Origin of the sequence: Roseobacter sp. GAI101 (genome assembly GCF_000156335.1) — a bacterium.
Taxonomy (GTDB): domain Bacteria; phylum Pseudomonadota; class Alphaproteobacteria; order Rhodobacterales; family Rhodobacteraceae; genus Sulfitobacter.
The window spans coordinates 342,873-361,190 of record NZ_DS999213.1; the positions used below are offsets into that span (position 1 = coordinate 342,873).

The 18,318-nt window shown below is 60.7% G+C and carries 17 protein-coding genes; 11 read left to right on the forward strand and 6 right to left on the reverse strand.

The annotated features are described in order from the left end of the window. Positions 1–16 precede the first annotated feature (16 nt). From phnG to RGAI101_RS01610, 11 genes are all read left to right on the forward strand, one after another. Entirely contained in the window at positions 17–472 is a 456-nt protein-coding gene (gene phnG / locus RGAI101_RS01560; RefSeq protein ID WP_037227101.1) for a phosphonate C-P lyase system protein PhnG, read from the forward strand. Next, a complete protein-coding gene (gene phnH, locus RGAI101_RS01565; protein WP_008227042.1) occupies positions 472–1,032 on the forward strand; it encodes a phosphonate C-P lyase system protein PhnH in 561 nt (186 codons plus the stop codon). Before phnG ends, phnH begins: the two co-directional genes overlap by 1 nt. Next, positions 1,032–2,120 (forward strand): carbon-phosphorus lyase complex subunit PhnI, encoded by a 1,089-nt coding sequence (locus RGAI101_RS01570; protein ID WP_008227915.1) that lies wholly within the window; start codon positions 1,032–1,034, stop codon positions 2,118–2,120. The genes phnH and RGAI101_RS01570 overlap by 1 nt, the downstream gene beginning before the upstream one ends. Next, the gene (locus RGAI101_RS01575; RefSeq protein WP_008229342.1) at positions 2,117–2,986 is read left to right on the forward strand and encodes an alpha-D-ribose 1-methylphosphonate 5-phosphate C-P-lyase PhnJ; all 870 of its coding nucleotides are present in this window, start codon (positions 2,117–2,119) and stop codon (positions 2,984–2,986) included. Before RGAI101_RS01570 ends, RGAI101_RS01575 begins: the two co-directional genes overlap by 4 nt. After that, positions 2,983–3,753, forward strand: a complete 771-nt coding sequence (gene phnK / locus RGAI101_RS01580) for a phosphonate C-P lyase system protein PhnK (protein ID WP_008225683.1) — start codon at positions 2,983–2,985, stop codon at positions 3,751–3,753. The genes RGAI101_RS01575 and phnK overlap by 4 nt, the downstream gene beginning before the upstream one ends. A gap of 4 nt (positions 3,754–3,757) precedes the next feature. Next, positions 3,758–4,441, forward strand: coding sequence for a phosphonate C-P lyase system protein PhnL (phnL, locus tag RGAI101_RS01585; RefSeq protein WP_008228940.1), 684 nt, complete (start codon positions 3,758–3,760; stop codon positions 4,439–4,441). Beyond that, complete coding sequence (gene phnN, locus RGAI101_RS01590; RefSeq protein WP_008227137.1) at positions 4,438–4,980, forward strand: phosphonate metabolism protein/1,5-bisphosphokinase (PRPP-forming) PhnN; 543 nt, start codon at positions 4,438–4,440, stop codon at positions 4,978–4,980. Before phnL ends, phnN begins: the two co-directional genes overlap by 4 nt. Positions 4,981–5,155: 175 nt before the next feature. Beyond that, entirely contained in the window at positions 5,156–6,301 is a 1,146-nt protein-coding gene (locus tag RGAI101_RS01595; protein ID WP_008229032.1) for an alpha-D-ribose 1-methylphosphonate 5-triphosphate diphosphatase, read from the forward strand. Positions 6,302–6,513: 212 nt separating this feature from the next. Continuing rightward, positions 6,514–9,291 (forward strand): hypothetical protein, encoded by a 2,778-nt coding sequence (locus RGAI101_RS01600; protein WP_008228772.1) that lies wholly within the window; start codon positions 6,514–6,516, stop codon positions 9,289–9,291. Beyond that, a complete protein-coding gene (locus RGAI101_RS01605) occupies positions 9,288–9,671 on the forward strand; it encodes a hypothetical protein (RefSeq protein WP_050763169.1) in 384 nt (127 codons plus the stop codon). Before RGAI101_RS01600 ends, RGAI101_RS01605 begins: the two co-directional genes overlap by 4 nt. A 9-nt stretch (positions 9,672–9,680) precedes the next feature. Continuing rightward, positions 9,681–10,934, forward strand: a complete 1,254-nt coding sequence (locus RGAI101_RS01610; RefSeq protein ID WP_008229066.1) for a hypothetical protein — start codon at positions 9,681–9,683, stop codon at positions 10,932–10,934. A 101-nt stretch (positions 10,935–11,035) separates the two neighbouring features. On the opposite strand, the gene RGAI101_RS01615 is transcribed toward RGAI101_RS01610, so the two are convergent. The 6 genes from RGAI101_RS01615 to RGAI101_RS01640 are packed head-to-tail and all read right to left on the reverse strand — an operon-like array spanning position 11,036 to position 18,106. After that, on the reverse strand, positions 11,036–12,625 hold the full coding sequence (locus RGAI101_RS01615) for a gamma-glutamyltransferase family protein (protein ID WP_008226885.1): 1,590 nt from the start codon (positions 12,623–12,625) through the stop codon (positions 11,036–11,038). Between the two features lie 49 nt (positions 12,626–12,674). Beyond that, positions 12,675–13,688, reverse strand: a complete 1,014-nt coding sequence (locus RGAI101_RS01620; RefSeq protein ID WP_008227921.1) for an ABC transporter ATP-binding protein — start codon at positions 13,686–13,688, stop codon at positions 12,675–12,677. Continuing rightward, entirely contained in the window at positions 13,685–14,659 is a 975-nt protein-coding gene (locus tag RGAI101_RS01625) for an ABC transporter ATP-binding protein (RefSeq protein ID WP_008226160.1), read from the reverse strand. The genes RGAI101_RS01620 and RGAI101_RS01625 overlap by 4 nt, the downstream gene beginning before the upstream one ends. Further along, positions 14,656–15,555: an ABC transporter permease gene (locus tag RGAI101_RS01630; protein ID WP_008225654.1), complete on the reverse strand. Its 900-nt coding sequence runs from the start codon at positions 15,553–15,555 to the stop codon at positions 14,656–14,658. The genes RGAI101_RS01625 and RGAI101_RS01630 overlap by 4 nt, the downstream gene beginning before the upstream one ends. After that, positions 15,552–16,502 carry an ABC transporter permease gene (locus RGAI101_RS01635; protein ID WP_008228002.1) on the reverse strand — a complete coding sequence of 317 codons (951 nt, stop codon included), beginning with the start codon at positions 16,500–16,502 and terminating at the stop codon, positions 15,552–15,554. The genes RGAI101_RS01630 and RGAI101_RS01635 overlap by 4 nt, the downstream gene beginning before the upstream one ends. After that, positions 16,502–18,106 carry an ABC transporter substrate-binding protein gene (locus RGAI101_RS01640; RefSeq protein ID WP_008225036.1) on the reverse strand — a complete coding sequence of 535 codons (1,605 nt, stop codon included), beginning with the start codon at positions 18,104–18,106 and terminating at the stop codon, positions 16,502–16,504. The genes RGAI101_RS01635 and RGAI101_RS01640 overlap by 1 nt, the downstream gene beginning before the upstream one ends. Positions 18,107–18,318: the final 212 nt, after the last annotated feature.

The following is an 18,318-nucleotide window of genomic DNA, read 5'->3' on the forward strand; positions in this document are numbered from 1 at the left end:
TTTGAAAGGTGTCTAGATGAATGTAATGAGCGATCCGAATGCCGCCCGCAAAGGCTGGCTGGGTCTGTTGGCAAAGTCCCCCGCGACCGACGTCGCGCGGTTGTGGACGGGGTTGGACATCGCGCCCGCGCATACGGTTCTGCGCGCGCCCGAAATCGGTGGCGTCATGGTGCGCGGCAAGGCCGGTGCCGTCGGTGCCGCCTTCAATCTGGGTGAGATGACCGTGACCCGCGCGTCGGTAAAGCTGTCGGACGGGACGGTCGGGCACGGGTATGTGCAGGGCAGGGGCAAGGACCACGCGCTGCAGGCGGCCCTTGTGGATGCGCTTATGCAGACCGATGCCGCAGGGGCCGTCGAGACGCGGCTTTTGACCCCGCTGCGCACGGCGATGATGCAGGCCAAGGCCGATCGCGCCGCCAAAGCCGCAGCCACCAAGGTTGATTTCTTTACGATGGTCCGGGGAGAAGACTGATGCAGACCCATATTCTGGAAGGCGGTTTTGCCGATCACCCGCAGGAGGCCAGCCGGTCGTTTCGCGCGGTCATGACGGCGATGGCGCGGCCCGGTACGATCCATGCGGTCGCAGGTGCACAGCCGCCCGCGCCCCTGTCGCCTGCGGCGGGGACGGTCCTGCTGACCTTGTGTGATCCGGAAACGCCGGTCTTTCTGGCTGCGGGCCTTGACCAGCCGCAGGTGCGCGACTGGATTACCTTTCACACCGGCGCACCATTTGGGGCGGCACAGGATGCGATGTTCGCCGTCGGCGCATGGGACCAGTTGCCGTTGGCCGAATTCCCGCAGGGGACCGCGGAATATCCCGATCGTTCCGCCACGCTGATCGTCGAGCTGCCAACCCTGTCCAACAGCGGTGCGACGCTGCAAGGGCCGGGGATCAAGGACCGGACACAGGTGTCGCTGCCCGAAACCCGGGCGTTTCAGGACAATGCGCGGCTCTTTCCGTTGGGGCTGGATTTCATTTTCACCAGTGGGGACTGCCTTGCGGCAGTGCCACGCACGACAAGGGTCAGCTGATGTATGTTGCAGTAAAGGGCGGCGAACGGGCGATTGACAACGCGCATGCCTGGCTGGCCGAGGAACGCCGGGGCGACCGTTCGGTGGCCGAACTTGGCGTGGCGCAAATCCGCGAACAATTGGCGCTGGCGGTCAACCGCGTGATGGCGGAGGGGTCGCTTTATGATCCCGACCTTGCGGCGCTCGCCATCAAGCAGGCACGCGGCGATCTGATCGAGGCGATCTTTCTGATCCGTGCCTATCGGACGACCTTGCCACGGTTCGGCGGGTCCATCCCGATTGAAACCGAAGACATGACCTGTGACCGGCGTGTCTCTGCGACATTCAAGGATGCGCCGGGCGGGCAGGTTCTGGGGCCGACGTTCGACTACACGCACCGCTTGCTGGATTTCAAGCTGGCGGCGGAGGGGGACGTGGGACCGGCCCCCGTTGGGGATACGGCCACGGTGCCGACGCCGCACATCATGTCCTTTCTGGACCGCGAGGGGTTGATCCAGTCAGAACCCGCAAGCGATGAGACACCCGCCGATCTGACACGCGCGCCGTTGGAGTTGCCCGCGGGCCGCGCCTTGCGGTTGCAATCCCTGACCCGTGCGGATGAAGGATTTATCCTCGGGATGGCCTATTCCACCCAGCGTGGCTATGCGCGCAACCACGCCTTCGTGGCCGAGCTGCGGATCGGGGCGGTGGCGGTTGAGATGGACATTCCCGAACTGGGCTTTGCCATCGAGATCGGGGAAATCACCGTCACCGAATGCGAAACCGTCAACCAGTTCACGGGCTCGCGAACCGAACCTGCGCAGTTCACGCGCGGCTATGGTCTGGTGTTCGGCATGACAGAGCGCAAGGCGATCTCGATGGCTTTGGTGGACCGTGCCTTGCGCTGGAAAGAGCTGGGCGAGGATGATCTGGGCGCACCTGCCCAGGACGAAGAGTTCGTTTTATATCATAGTGATAACATCCAGGCGACCGGGTTTCTGGAGCATATCAAGTTGCCCCATTATGTCGATTTTCAATCGGAGCTGGAATTGATCCGCAAGCTGCGTCGCGAGGCGCATGCCAACATCGCGCAGGAGGCCGCAGAATGAGCGACTATAACTTTGCCTATCTGGACGAGCAGACCAAGCGGATGATCCGCCGTGCCATTCTCAAGGGGCTTGCGATCCCCGGCTATCAGGTGCCGTTTGCGTCCCGTGAAATGCCGATGCCCTACGGGTGGGGCACAGGCGGGGTGCAGGTGTCAGCGGCTGTGCTGACCCCTGAAGACACCTTCAAGGTGATCGACCAGGGGGCTGATGATACGACCAATGCGGTGTCGATCCGACGGTTCTTTCAAAAGACCGCAGGCGTTGCCGTGACCGAAGCCACGGCAGAGGCCAGCGTTATCCAGACCCGCCACCGCATCCCCGAACAGGAACTGCGCAGCGACCAGATTCTGGTGTATCAGGTGCCGATCCCCGAACCGTTACGCTTTCTGGAACCCTCGGAGGTCGAGACCCGCAAGATGCACAGCCTCGAGGACTATGGCCTGATGCATGTAAAGCTGTACGAAGACATCAGCCAGCATGGCGATATCGCCACAGCCTATGCCTATCCGGTAAAGGTCGAGGGCCGGTATGTCATGGACCCGTCACCGATCCCGAAATTCGACAACCCAAAGCTCGAGATGGCTGGCATCCAGCTGTTCGGGGCAGGGCGCGAACAGCGCATCTATGCGATCCCGCCTTATACGCAAGTGGTAAGTCTCGACTTTGACGATTACCCGTTCCAGCCGACAAAGGCCGATCATGCGTGCGATCTGTGCGGTGCGACCGACAGTTATCTGGACGAACTGATCATGGATGACGCAGGTGGGCGGATGTTCATGTGCTCTGACACGGATTATTGCGGCACCCGCCGCACCCAGGGCCACACCGGCGCGCAAGGCGTGCCCTATTCGGAGGACGCGGCATGACCCCGCTGTTGCAAGTCGAGGCGCTTGGGAAATTCTACGGATCACGGATTGGCTGCACCGATGTGTCGTTCGACCTTTATCCCGGTGAGGTCATGGGGATCGTGGGCGAAAGCGGATCGGGCAAGTCGACCTTGCTGAACTGCCTCGCAGGCCATCTGGTGCCGGATCGGGGGGCGGTCCGGTTTGACACCCGCGTTGACGGGTTGCGCGACACGATCACCATGTCGGAAGCCGAACGCCGGATGCTGGGACGTACGGACTGGGCCTTTGTGCACCAGCACGCCCGCGACGGTCTGCGGATGAACGTCAGTGCAGGTGGGAATGTCGGAGAGCGTCTTATGGCCGTGAATGCGCGTCACTACGGGGACATCCGCGCGGCTGCGATCGACTGGCTTGGCCGGGTCGAGATAACGCAAGACCGGATTGATGACCGCCCCACCGCCTTTTCGGGCGGAATGCAGCAGCGTTTGCAGATCGCACGCAATCTGGTGACGGGTCCGCGGCTGGTGTTCATGGATGAACCGACGGGGGGGCTTGATGTGTCGGTGCAGGCGCGGCTGCTGGATCTTTTGCGCGGACTTGTGCGCGAAATGAACCTGAGCGCCATTATCGTGACCCATGATCTGGCAGTTGTGCGCCTGCTGGCCGACAGGCTGATGGTGATGAAGGACGGGCATGTGATCGAAACGGGGCTTACCGATCAGGTGCTGGACGATCCGCAGCATGGCTATACCCAACTTCTCGTTTCCTCAGTCTTGCAGGTGTGACGCCATGATAACCATTGAAAATGTCTCGAAGTCCTTTGTGCTGCACAATCAGGGTGCAGCCGAAATTCCGGTCATGCAGGGTGCATCCCTGACCGTGGCTGCGGGTGAATGCGCAGCACTGGTCGGTGCATCCGGTGCGGGTAAATCCACGCTTATGCGCATGATCTACGGCAACTACCTTACTGCTTCCGGTCGTATTCTGGTCGGCGACGTGGATGTCGCAACCGCTGCGCCACGCGAGATCATTCAACTGCGCCGCTACACGCTGGGCTATGTCAGCCAGTTCCTACGGGTTGTCCCGCGTGTGTCCACGCTTGATGTTGTGGCGGAACCGCTGCGCGCAACCGGGACATCGCGCGCGGATGCCATTGCGACGGCACAGGAATTACTGGCGCGGCTGAACATTCCCGAACGTCTCTGGTCGCTGAGCCCGACGACATTTTCGGGCGGTGAACAGCAACGGGTCAATATCGCGCGCGGGTTTGCCTATCCCTATCCCGCGTTGCTGCTGGATGAACCAACAGCAAGCCTTGATCCGACCAATCGCGCGACGGTCCTTGAGATGATCCGCGAGGCCAAGTTGCGCGGCGCGGCGATCATCGGGATTTTCCACGACCATGCTGCGCGCGACGCAATCTGCGATCATCAGTTCGACGTGACCCGATATACGCCCGGACTGGCGGCATGAGGGGACGGTTCATCGCCATGGTCGGACCGTCGGGCGTGGGCAAGGACAGCGTCATGGAGGCGATGGTCGCCCGCGATCCGCGCATCTTTCTGGCCCGTCGCGTGATCACCCGGCCCGCCGATGCGGGAGGAGAGATCTTCGAAGGCGTGACGCCGGAAGAATTCGAGGCACGGCAGGCCGCCGGGCAATTCGCGCTAAGCTGGTCTGCGCACGGGTTGCACTATGCGATACCGGTGTCGGTCAAGGCGGCGTTGGCAAACGGGCAGGACGTCTTGGCCAACCTGTCACGCACCGCCCTGATCCGCGCCCAAGGCCATTTCGGACCGTTCGAGGTAATCAACCTGACCGCTGATCATGACATTCTTGCTGATCGTCTGGCCAGACGTGGCCGTGAAACCGCAGAGCAAATCCATGACCGGCTTGATCGTATCGCCGCCCCGTTGCCGCAAGGCATGACGATCCATGAGATCGACAACAGTGGTGCACTGGCGCAAACCGTTCAAATTGCCCTCGACCGTCTTTATCCGGTCAGGGCATAGGGGGATTTGATGAATAAACCGCTGCTGCCCTTTCCCGTAAAAAGGCGCGCATTGCCCGCGATCGGGCCAAGCACGCCAAACCGACCATCGAGATGGCCATGAACACCAGCCCGTCCTTTGGATATTTGACCTTACCCGCAGATGGTCCCATCTGCCAAACCCGCGTGACACCGACATGACAAAGCAAACCATTTTCGCCAACGCCACCCTTATCCTGAATGACGAGGTCGTCAGAGGCTCGGTTCGGGTGAGCGACGGCATGATCACGGATATCGACACCGGCACATCGGTGTCGACAGGCGCCACTGATCTTGAGGGCGATTACCTTGCTCCCGGTCTGGTTGAGTTGCACACAGACAACCTTGAACGGCACCTTTCGCCCCGTCCCAAAGTCGACTGGCCTTACCGCGCGGCCATTCTGGCCCATGACCGCGAACTGGCGGGGACCGGCATCACGACGGTCTTCGACGCGATCCGCGTTGGCTCCATCGTGTCGGGGGCCAGCAAGCGTTACGGCAAATACGCGCGCCAGATGACGGACGAGATCCTTGCCATGCGGCAGGCGGGCCTGCTCAGGATCAGTCACCACATCCATCTGCGCGCCGAGATATGTTCGGAAACACTGGCCGAGGAATTCGCCGAATTTTCCCCACAGGACAGGATCGGTATTGTGTCGATGATGGATCACACCCCGGGTCAGCGGCAATTCGCGGATCTGTCGAAATTTGAAACCTATGTGCGCGGCAAATACAGTTTCGAGGATCAGGAATATCGCGACTACGTTGATTTTCTATACGGGCTTCAAGCGCAGTTCGGAGCCGGTCACGAGGCCGCGACGGTAGAGGCCGCCAAGCGGTTGGGCGCGACATTGGCAAGTCACGATGACACCACGCCGGATCAGGTGGCGACCAGCCAGGCTTATGGTGTGACCCTGGCCGAGTTTCCAACCACGGTCGCGGCGGCGGATGCCTGCCATGCCCACGACATCGCGACGATCATGGGGGCCCCCAACCTTATTCGCGGGGGGTCGCATTCGGGGAACGTGGCGGCGGCTGAACTGGCCCGGCTTGACCGCCTGGACATCCTGTCATCGGATTATGTGCCGTCCGGGTTGTTGATGGCTGCCGTTCAACTTGGCGATCTTTGGGGCGACTTGCCCCGTGGCATGGCGACAGTCACCGCGCGGCCCGCCCAAGCCGTCGGTCTGACCGATCGGGGCGTCTTGTGTGTGGGCCAGAAAGCGGATGTGATCCGCTTTGCCGTTCTGGATGGAACGCCCGTTCTAAAGGAAACGTGGAGCGCGGGGGCACGCGTATTCTAAGGACCTTGCGTCGCAGAATTGAACGGAAGTGTTGTATTGCCGCCGCGCTGGGCGTGACGCGCAGAGTGCCAAATCAAAAAATGGCCCAGATTTTTTGGGCTTTTACTGCCGGCAAAAGAGTCTTGCCAAATTTTTTCGCCACCCTCTATAGTTGATCACATCAGCGTGTGTTGCCGGGTCTTCCGATACCCGGTTTTTCCCTTGGGGGGCAAATGGCTACAACACCAGATCCATTGGCAAATAACCCGGCAATCAGGGACTGGGCTGAACGCTTTTTCCGGATCAAGTCGTGGACCATGCCCGACGGCATGGATCAGCAGGGCGACGACGTCGTTGCGCGCCGGACAGCCGCGTTGGCCGCTTTGTCAAAGATCACCATCGCGCCCGTGCTTAGCTCCGGTGCCCGGCAGGCTTTCGCAGGGGGGTACAAGGCCCTGAAACAAGAGGCGATGGCCGCCGTGGACGTTGATGCGTTTGACGCGATCGACGCCGGTATCCAGTCTCTTGGCGACGACATCGCGACACAGATGGTCATCGCAACCGCGCGTGTCAAAGCGCAAGCGGCGTTGAAATCGGCGGAAGACAAGTTCGAAGCGGTCTCCTCGCTTTTGGACCAAGGATCTTTCACATATTTGGAAAAGCTTCTGGGGGCCGCGCGCGGTTTGATGGCCAAGGCAGTCGCGGCGTCAGAGTTCAAAAGCGTGGACGACGCGTCCGCCGATTTCCTGAAGGTCGCCGGAGAGGCGGAAACCTACGGGGCCTATTTCGACACCTGGACGCGCGCGACGTTGCTGTTGATCAATTCCATAGACACGGACGATCAGAAAGCTGCAACTGACGCCCGGGCCGCGCAGATGAAGGTCGCCACAGCTGAGTCCGTAAACGGGGATTTCGCCAAGGCAAAGACGGCGTTGGAGGATTGGAAAAGCAACCTCGATACAGCTGACAACCTGGCCGATGCTGTCGCGTTCGGCGATAAGCTTGAGAAATACGAAAAGGACTATGCGAAGCGCGCGAAGATTATCTTGTCCAGCCAAGTCTTTGACGCCGGGGATTATAGTTCGCTGTTGAAAGATGCCAAAGACGCGGCCTATGCCAAGAAGGACTTTGTCGCCGCCAACAAGCATCTGGACGATCTGATCGCGTATTTGTCCACGAACAGACAGAACCTTGCGATATATCTGAGGGGTTTTGACATGAGGATGATGGGCAACGCCGAATTCAAGACGGCGGTGCTTGCCGCCAAGAAAACGCAGGAAGCCAAGGGCAGCAACAAACCGGGTCAGGCCCGCAAGGACCTTATCACGTGGGCCGAGGCCAACGCGGACATCATGTCCGAGAGCAAGTCCAAGCAGATAGTCGCGTCCCTTGGCACCAAATATGAGGCGTTGAAAAAGACCCTCAGGGACCCTGAGCTGGCCGACCTGAATGCCACTTGGGAGGCGCATAGATTGCTGGTCGTCGCGAAGAATTTCGACGCTACGGACGGCGCGCCGAAATATCACCCCAAGCTTGAGACATTGTTCAAGCTTGCCAGGGTCACGGATCAACGGGGCGAAATGGATCGGATCGTTGCGAAATTCCCGGCAGCCGGGACTTATGAAATCCGAAAACCGCTAGAGGATGCATTGACCGCCGGAAACTACGATCTGGCCATTGCGTCCGTTCCGAAAGCTCTGGAATTGATGCGCGCGATGCCGGAGTATCTGACCCTCAAGGCTGATGTCGAAGACGTGCTGGCTGCCTTGCCGCCAACCGAAGCGACGCTGGTGGACCCGTTGAAGAAAGCCGTCAGCGATGCAGAGATCCTTGCGATAGCAGGCAAACCTGTCGAAGGGTCCAGTGTCCTGAAGCTGGTTCTTGAGAATGCCGACTATCTTGAAATTGCCACCGCGCTCGCTGATTACCGCGCCAAGCTGGCCCAGATCGAGAAAACACATAGTCAGGTCAAGAAATTCCTCAAACTGCCCAGTGCGGAAGCGGCTTTGGATCTTTCGCTGAGAAACTGCAAGGACAAGGCGGAAACCGAACAGAAATACGGCGATGCCTTTTTGATGCTTGAACGGCATAAAAAACTGCTTGCGCAGGCCAAACCGATGGCAACGGCCCGTTTTCAGGTTGGCGGCATCATCAACGCACTGAAACGCGCGGCGGTGCCGAGCAGCGAGCTTGACCCCATCGAAAGCAAGATACCCGCTGCAGAGGACGAGGCGAGGAAACCCGATTTTGCAAAAGCCTTGAGCGCGTTCGACGCGATCCTGGCCTCGTTAGAGGCGCTGAGCAAGGAAGCCGCCGAAGCATACGAGATGGTGGACGGCATCGGCAGCAATGCAGGCCATTCGCTGGACCGGCACGGACCGGATGTGACAGATCCTGAACTGATCAGGCGGCTCAAGACCGGTGAGGCACCTAACGCCAAGGCCGGCGATGCGCCGTCCTATACCGGGGCGTCGTCCAGGTTTGAAAGCCCGCAAGACTGGATCGCCGGGCGTGAACTGGCCGCGCAGGCCGCTTTGGCCAAAGGCGTGGACATTTCGCAAAAGGAGATGGCGTATACGGGCGATCTTTTGACCTCGCCCGAAGAATCCGCGGATTTTACTGTCGAACATGGCCGTGCGATCGACAAGGCTTTCATCGGAAAGAAAAAGGAAGTCCGGCTGACCGAGGGCGCGGGTGATATCGTTTTTGACAAGACATACGAGACCTACGAAGAGATAGAGGGCCTGACCCGCGCCTATGTGAATTTCATCTGGGAACCGGAAGCGTTCGTGAAGGAAACCACGGCCTTGCCGGTCGATCCGACAGAGCACGCGGCCCACAAACCGCAGGACAATGCGGATTACGCCAAGGAATACAAAAAACGGCACGGCACGGACCCGACCAAGATTCCGGGCCGCTGGGTCATGATGCAGCAATACCCTGTCGCTGATGGTTGGGACAATGAATTGAAGGCCTACACAAACAATGACCCCGGAAACATGATCCCATGAAAATACGCAAAGAACTGATCCGCGGGTACCTGAACCTCTTGACGATGGGGCGCGGGGTAGGCAACCCGGAGCCCATGTCGGACCTCGCCAATTTTGACGCGGATATTCGCGGCATGCACAAGCGCGCCTATCAGGAAGGCAATCTGGACTGGCTGCGGCTTGCGCTCGACAGTCTGATCGTGAACCCTGACGGGCGTATTGGCGATTTCGCCGGCCAGCAGTTTCCTTTCGATGACGCCGAACTGGTCGCGATCTTCAAACGCGCCTTCGAGACGATCTGGCCGGATGAAACCCTGTCAGAGCCTGGTGACGAGCCGGATATGGAATTCGAAGACATGAGTGTGGAAGATTGGACGGCTCTGGTCGGTCCGCAGACGTAGGAGACTCCGATGCCAGGCCCCGCTTTCGAGACCGACGAAGTCGAAAAACTGCTGAAGAAGGCAAAGTCCTCGGGCAAGGAGATGCCCTTTGCCTTCGGTCTGGCGAGCAAGCCTGAGGAGTGCGGGTTGGTCCTGCACATGCGCAAACCCGGCAAGACCCTGCGGGAGCAGGTAAAAAAGGACCCGGCGATCAAGAAAACCTGTTTCGGCGTCTTGCGGATCGATGGGGCCGAGGTGTTCTTTCAACCGCAACGGCCCCTGAAGGGCATGGTCGCTCAACTCAAAAAGAAATTTCGGGCAGAGGGTTTGGGGAAGTACAAGCCGGTCCTCTTGGGCGCTGACGGCGCGGTCATCGACGAAGATGCCCTGCCCGAAGCGGAAGAGGACGAGGATGACATTGATCTGACCGCTGCTGAAACGCCGGTCGAGGATACGGCAGATGTTGCCACTGATGGGCCTTCGCCAGATGATCTGAAGAAACGGCTTGTGGTGGCGTCGGGCCAGGTCAAATCGCTGACGTCGCCTGAACATATCGCAGCACTCGGCGGGGCGCTCAAGAAATGCGTGAAACTGTTGGGGGCGCGGGACTTCGAGGGCTGTGCGCTTGGTCTGGCAAAGCTCGAGGCAGCCTTGACCCAGGTAACAAGGTCCGCGCCACCGGCGACCGACGCGCCAAATCAGGCAAATCTTGCCGAACAGCTGAAAAAAATACTGATCGCGCAGGTCGGCAAGATCAAATTACTGCCCCCTCAACAGGCAGCCCCCCTTGCTGTGCAGGTCAAGAAAATCAGCGAGCAGATCAAAAGCGGCGAGCTGGACGACGCAAAGGGCAACCTGAAAGCGCTCGCGCTGGCGATTGCGACCCCCCAGGAGCCGGGCCCCGCTTCAGGAGGGGACCCCATGAAGATCTGGCAGGATGCCAAGGAAAGCGTGGATGCCGGTGTTTCCAAACTTCAAGTGGCGCTTAAGGGGATGGGGCATCCGGTCTTGGCGCAAATCGCGGATTCCGGCCTTGCCGGGGTGACGGATGGCAATCAGACGGCGATGATGAAAGCCCTTTTCGAAATGAAGGGCGCGGTTGGGGAAGGGCGCACGAAGGCCGGCAAATCGCTGCTGGCGCAAGTGGGGGCATATGCCGCTTTTCTCAAGGAAGATCAGATCATTGACCTGATCGAGAACAATCCTTTTGGTGTGAAGGCCCCTGTGAAAGCGCCGTTGATGGCTGCCCTGCGGGAAATTGCAGTCATCGCAAAGGCGGCCTAGGCGATGCGTTCGCGGTGACCAGAGACCCTGTCCAGTCTTTATGGTGACAGCATCTGACAGGCCCGTGCGCCAACCGCACACAGGCCTGTGACCCTGCTAGGTCAGAAACCAAGTGCCATGCCGTCCTTGCGGGAATCGCTGGCACCGGTCAAAAGCCCCGTTCCGGGACAAATGTGGATCGCCTGGCTTCCGCCGATGGGGCTGGTCTGCAGCGCGAGCGTATGGCCACGGGCGGCGAGCGTTGCACGGGCTTCATCCGAGACGCCGGGCTCGATCTGCAACACGCCCTCATGGGCAAAGCTGCGCGGCGCATCCATTGCCGCCTGAAGATCCATGCCAAGGTCCAGCACCGAAGACAGGAACGCCGCGTGACCGGCCGCCTGATACTGCCCCCCCATCACGCCAAAGGGCATGACCGCGACGCCGTCCTTGCAAAGCATTCCGGGGATGATCGTGTGCATCGGCCGCTTGCGCGGGGCGATCGCGTTGGGATGCCCTTCGATCAGCCGGAACGACGCCCCGCGCGAATGGAACAGGACGCCGGTCGCAGGGTCAAGCCGGGTTGAGCCGAAACCATGAAAGATCGAGTTGATGAAAGAGAGCGCATTACCATCTGCGTCGACGACGCACAGATAGATCGTGTCTTTATGCTCGGGTTCGTCCCATAGCGTCGGGGGCAGGGCGCGGCCCATGTCGATCCGCGCAGCCAGCGCATCGACGACACTGTCCGACAGCAGGGTTTCCACCACATCGGGGCAGGCCGCCGGATCGCCAATCAACGCGTCGCGGTGGTGATAGCCCAGTTTGGTCGCCTCGGCGTGCAGGTGGATGCGGTCGGCTTCGGAAAGCCCTTGGCCCATGTCAAAGCGCGACAGGATCCGCAAGATCAGCAGCGCAGCCAGACCTTGCCCGTTTGGGGGGCATTCATAGACGTCGTGATCGCCGTAGCGTGTCGAAATCGGATCGACCCAATGGGCCTCGTCGCGGGCTTCGTAGAAGTCCTCTTCGGTGTGCAAACCGCCGAGCGACCGCAAATGGGCGGTCATCTTCGCGGCAACCTCGCCTTCGTAGAACCCTGCCGCACCTTTGGCTGCGATCTCGCGCAGGCGGGCACCGACCAACGGCTGGGCATGCATCTGGCCTACGGTCGGGGCCTTGCCGCCGGGCAGGAACAGTTTGGCTGCATGGACGTCGCCGCCGACGCTGGCGGCGTTGGCGGCCCAGTCCATCGCGACACGCGGCGTGACTGGATAGCCGTTTTCGGCATAGTCTATCGCCCGCGCGAACAGGCGGTCCAGTGGCAGGCTCCCGTGATCTGCGTGCAGGCGGCACCACCCCGAGATTGCGCCGGGAATGGTGACGGCGTGGGGGCTGGTCTGCGGAATTTCATCGCCCAGACCTGCGGCCTTCAGGGCTTCGACCGTTGCGGCAGCAGGGGCGCGCCCCGATCCGTTAAGCGCTTTGACTTTGCCGCCCCGGGGCGCATAAAGCGCGAAACAGTCGCCGCCGATACCGGTCATCAGCGGGTCGACGACACATTGCACCGCAACGGCGGCAAGGGCCGCGTCAACCGCATTGCCCCCTTGGGTCAGGATTTCATGACCCACCGCAGTAGACAGCGGATGCGACGTGGCGATCATCGCCTTTGAGGCAAGGGTGCTGGGGCGTCGGGCGGAGAAGAAGTCAAACATGTCAGTCGTCCTGTAGGGCAAGGCTCAAGGGCCGTTTGCGGGATGTGGATCAAGGGTGGGAAAGCGGATGGAGACAGGCAACGGCCCGCCCGCTACCAAGCTTTCCAAGTTGCGGATCTTTTGCCCGGCAGTCCTGCTGGGCCACCGGGCAGCGCGTCGAGAACCGACACCCTTTCGGCAGATCAAGGGGGCTGGGGATTTCGCCGGGCAGCGGTTCCGAGAGCGGTTCGAAGAATTGCGGCGCAGCGGCGCGCAGAGCCGCGGAGTAAGGATGCACCGGCGCATTGAGCACCGCGTCGGTGGGGCCGGTTTCGACGATGCGGCCCAGATACATGATGGCGATTTCTTCACAAAGATAACTTGCGACCCCAAGGTCATGGGTGATGAAAACCAGCGTCAGCCCCATGTCGCGTTGCAGCGACTGCAACAGTGTCAAGAGCTGTGCCTGCGTCGACACGTCCAGGCCCGAGACAGCCTCGTCCGCGACCAGAACCGAAGGTTCCGAGGCCAGCGCGCGGGCAATCGCCACGCGGCGCACTTGGCCCCCCGACAATCCGGATGGAAAACGGCTTGCTGCATCCGCCGGAAGACCCACCCGATCCAGCAACTGCGCGATGCGCGCAGGCTCGTCTTCGGGCGGGACGATGTTGAAATGACGCAGCGGTTCGGCGATGAGCGCCCCGATCGTCATGCGCGGGTCAAGCGATCCGCGTGCGTCCTGATAGACCATGGCCACGTCGCGGGCAAAATCGGTCCCCTGGGCGCGGGCTTCGCGGATCGGTTTGCCGCGATACAGCGCACGCCCGCCGCTGGGGCGGTCAAGGCCAAGCAGCACGCGCAGCAAGGTTGATTTGCCCGAGCCGCTTTCGCCCACGATCGCCAGCGATGTTCCCTTGCGAATGCCAAGACGGACACCGTCCAGTGCCCGCAGGCCCACGGTTTCACGGCTGAACAGCGCGCGTCCGGGTTTGGGAACCTCGAAAACCTGTTCAACCTCGATCAGTTCAAAGACCGGCAGGACCGGGGCGTTCGGCAGGGTCGGTGCGGGGTGTTGCAGGGTCATTCGGGATTCCAACAGGCGATATGGTGATCAAGCGGACCCGTCGCAGTGTCGCGGGCAGGCACAAGGGGCGGGGCCTCGTGGGTGCAGCGGGTCAGGGCGCGCGGGCAGCGCGTGGAAAAGCGGCAGCCGACGGGCATCTGGTCATGCGAGGGCACGGTGCCTTCGGGGGCCGACAGATCCTTTGTGCCGATTTCAAGCACGCAGGACTTGAGCTGCTGTGTGTAGGGATGTCGGTGGCGTTCCAGCACATCATGTGCCGGGCCGCTTTCGACGACCTGACCTGCGTAAAGCACGGCGATCCGGTCGCATGCCTGACTGGCAAGCGCGAGATCATGCAACACGAAGATGCAGCTTGCGCCCCGTGCGCGGGTCAGGGTCAGGATCAGGCGCACGATCTGGGCCTGGATCGTGACGTCGAGCGCCGAGGTCGGTTCGTCCGCAAGCAGGATGTCGGGGCTGCCCGCCAAGGCGATTGCGACCATCACACGTTGCTGCATCCCGCCCGAAAGCTGATGGGGAAAGGCCGACATGCGCCCTTCGGGATCATTGATGCCGACGGAAGTGAAGAGCTCAATCGCCTTCTCGCGGGCTTCGGCCTTGGACAGATCCTGCGTGCGCCGCAGGGTCGTGACAAGTTGCCGACCCACGGTGTAGGACGGGTTCAGCGCGGCACCTGCGTCCTGGAAAATCATCGAAAGACGGCGGCCGCGCAGCTTGACCATCCGGCGTTCGGACAGCGCAAGAAGGTCGCCTTCGCCTTCCAGTTCGGCGGTGCCCGTGACCCTGGCGTTGTCGAGCAGGCGCATGATCGCCGTCGCGATCGTCGATTTTCCCGCGCCGCTTTCGCCCACCAGCGCCAGCGTTTCCCCTTGGCCAAGCGACAGGTTCACCCGGTCAAGGATCTTGGCCGCGCCGCGGTGCACCGTCAGATCCCGCAGGGTCAGGACGGGATGCGAAGAGATGTCTTTCATGCGTCCCTCCGGAGCTTTGGGTCGAATTCTTCACGGATACCATCCCCGACGATGGACAGCGCGATCAGCAAAAGCGCCAGCGCAAAGCCGGGCATGGCCGACATCCAGGGCGCAAAGCTGACGAAACCACGCCCTTCGGCGATCATCAGGCCCCAGTCGGGGGTTGGCGGCGTCACGCCGATCCCGAGGAATGACAGCGACGATGACACAAGGATCGCTTCGGAGATACGGATCGTCACCTGAACGGCCAGCGGAAAGATGACGTTCGGCAGGACGTGGCGCAGAACCACGCGCAGATATGAGATGGACATCAGCTGTGCAGCCTCGATAAACAGCTGGACGCGGACCTGCATGACATCGCTGCGCACGGTACGGGCGAAGGGGCCGATCATCGACAGGCCCACGGCGATGACCACTTTATCGACGCCCTGGCCGAGGATCGCAATGAAAGCCACCGCGAGGATCAGCGATGGCAGCGCAAGAATTGCGTCGATCAGGCGCATCAACGCCCATTCGGACCAGCCCCCGGCCAGACCCGCCGCCAGCCCGATCACGAGGCCGCCAACAGCCCCGATCAACACTGAAAAGATGCCGATGATCAGCGCAAAGCGCGCGCCATAGATCACTCGCGACAGGATATCCTGACCGTAACTGTCCGTGCCCAGAGGATGCGCCGTGGTCGGCGGTTGCATCATGGCCATGAAATCCTGCTGGACCGGATCAAAGGGCGCGACATAGGGCGCAAAGATCGCCGCCAGCACATAGGCCACGGCCACGATCAGCGCGATCGTAAAGAACGGACGGCGGACAAAGACGGATCTGCGGCCCTTGGCTGCGGTGCCGGGCGGTGTCGCCGGGGGCAACGCGGTCGGCGCATCGGTTGTCTGAATGCTCATTTGCGTGCCCTCAGCCGTGGATCAAGGAAGGGATAGGACAGATCGACAAGCAGGTTCACACCGATGAACAGGGCTGCCGTCATCATGACGCCCGCCTGTACCACAAGGTATTCGCGCCCAAGCACCGCCGAGGTCAGCATCTGCCCGATGCCGGGCAGGTTGAACACCGTTTCGGTCAGCACGGTCCCCTGAAGCAAGACACCCAGTTGCAGGCCGAGGATCGTCACAAGCGGCATTGCGATGTTGCGCACGCCGTGCACCCAGACGACACGCCAGTTCGGTTCGCCTCGGGCGCGGGCTGCGGCGATGTAGGGTTGTTCCATGACCTCGATCAACGTCGCGCGTGTCAGGCGGGTGATCATGGCGATGAAATAGGTCGAAAGCGTCAGGCCGGGCAGGATCATGTGATAGAGACCCAGCCAGAAGTCCTCCCAGGGGGAGACATAGCCCATCACAGGAAACAGCTGGAGCTTTACCGCAAAGAACCAGATCAGCAGGATGCCCAGCAGGAAGGATGGAAAGGCGGTGCCGGTGAGAGCCAGCACGGCAGACCCCGCGTCGAATATGGTGTCCTTCTTGACCGCGGAAAGCACGCCAAGCGGCACGCCGATCAGGATCGCAAAGGCAAGAGAGAAGGAGGCGAGCGTCAGCGTGACGGGCAGCGCCTCCTTGAAGGCATAGGTGAAGATTTCGGCACGGGCGACATAGGATGTGCCCCAGTCCCCTTGCACGAACCGCAGCGCCCAGTCCGCGTATTGAGCGAGAAAGGGCTGGTCGAGCCCCAACTCGGTTTTCAGTGACTCATAGCTTTCCTGTGAATATTCCGACCCAAGCATGATTTGGATCGGATCGCCTGGCGCCAGCTTCAGAAGTCCGAAGCTGGCCACCGAGACGAAAAACAGGACAACCAGGGTTTGCGAGATCTTCCCGACTGCCTGCAAGAACATTAGTCCAGGCTCACGGTATGCAGGTTCACGAGGTCGGCAGGGATGTAGTTGAACCCCTTCACCTTGTTCGAGAATACCTTGTAGATCGGCATGTGGGCCATGACGGCGATGCCCGCTTCGTCCATCAGCAGGTCTTCTGCCTGATGGTAAAGCTTGCGACGCGCGACGGGATCAAGCACGACTTGCGCCTGTGCACAAAGATCGTCGAACTCGGTATTGACCCAGCCGCCAAAGTTCCATGCCCCGTCCGATTTGAACTCGGGATACAGCGTTTCGTCGGGGTCAAGATCGGCAACCCATTCAAAGTCATACAGGTCAAAGTCCGACCCGTTGCGGCGCTTGACCCAGGCTGCGGGTTCGACAAGCTCCAGCTTGGCCTTGATGCCAATCTGGGCCAGCATCGGTGCGACCGTCTGTGCGACACGGGTGCCGACGGGGCCGCGCTCTGCCATCATGTAGACGGCTTCGACTTCGCCCTGGTTCGCTGCCTTTGCACGGAAGGCCTTGGCCTTGTCCAGATCGAACCACTGGCCGCGCCCGCTGGTCGCGATGTCGGGATCGAAGAAATCGGTCATCGGTGGCGAAATCGGGGTATAGGCCTGTTGCGCCCGCCCGAAATAGGCCTGCTTTACGATCGTGTCGCGATCAAGGGCCCAAGCCACGGCGCGGCGCAGGTTGATGTCGTCGAACGGTCCGCGTTTGCAGTTCATGCCGACGAAGGTGTAGTTCCCCTCGATCTCACCATAAAGCGTTGCGTTCGGGAAGGCTTCGACCTGATCGACAAGCTGCATGGGGCAATCCGTCATGCCGTCGATCTGCCCTGACAAAAGTGCTGCAAGCGCGGTCGAGGCTTCGTTCATCAGAACGAAGGTCGCGCGTTCCAGCTTGGGCAGGCCGGGTTCGAAGTAATCGGGATTGGCTTCCAGTTCGATTGAATCGTTTTCTTTCCAGGATACGAATTTGAACGGTCCAGTGCCCACCGGATTGCGGCCGTAATCGGCACCGTATTTCTGCACGGCGGCCGGGCTGACGATGGTACCGGCGCGACCGGTTGAGCCATTAAGCGCGACCGGCAAGAAGGCGTAGGGCTGCGAGAAGATCAGTTTGAAGGTCAGCGGATCGATGATTTCGATGCGGTCCAGCAGGGCCAGTTTCCAGGCGTGCGGTGACTTCGGTTCGCCTTCCTTGACGCGCAGCAATGAAAATTTCACCGCTTCGGCGTCACAAGGCGTGCCGTCGTGGAACATTACACCATCACGCAGTTTAAAGACGTGGGTCATTTCGTCCTCGAGATCCCAGCTTTCGGCCAGGTCGGGTTCGAAGGTCACTTTCGTGCCGTCATAGGCAATCTTGAGAAGACCGTTGTGGATGTTGTTGATGATCTGGATCGCGGAAAGGAAACCGGTAAAATGGGGATCCAGCGTGTCGATCACCTTGATCGAGGCGATCTTGATGTGACCGCTTTGCTGTGCGCGGGCAAGAGAGGGCATGGTTCCGGTCGCGGCAGTCATGATACCGGCACCGATCCCCTTGAGGATAGTTCTACGTCCGAACCGCGCTGACAATCGTTCGGCGAGGACTTTCTTGTGGTCGATCTTTGTCATGTTTTGTCTTTCCTGTTGGCATCTTCCCCTCCCAATCTCCAATTTTGCCGGTTGCCTTGAGCGGTGGGTTTTCCCCACTCGCGCGCCCCTGACCGGTTTCGAGGCATTTTTCGTCGAATCCTCCACTTCATCCGACGTGTTTATGAATTCAGGTTGTAAGGACATGTATACAAATGGAAGCTAAAAGTGCACAAATGAGTGGAAATGGATGA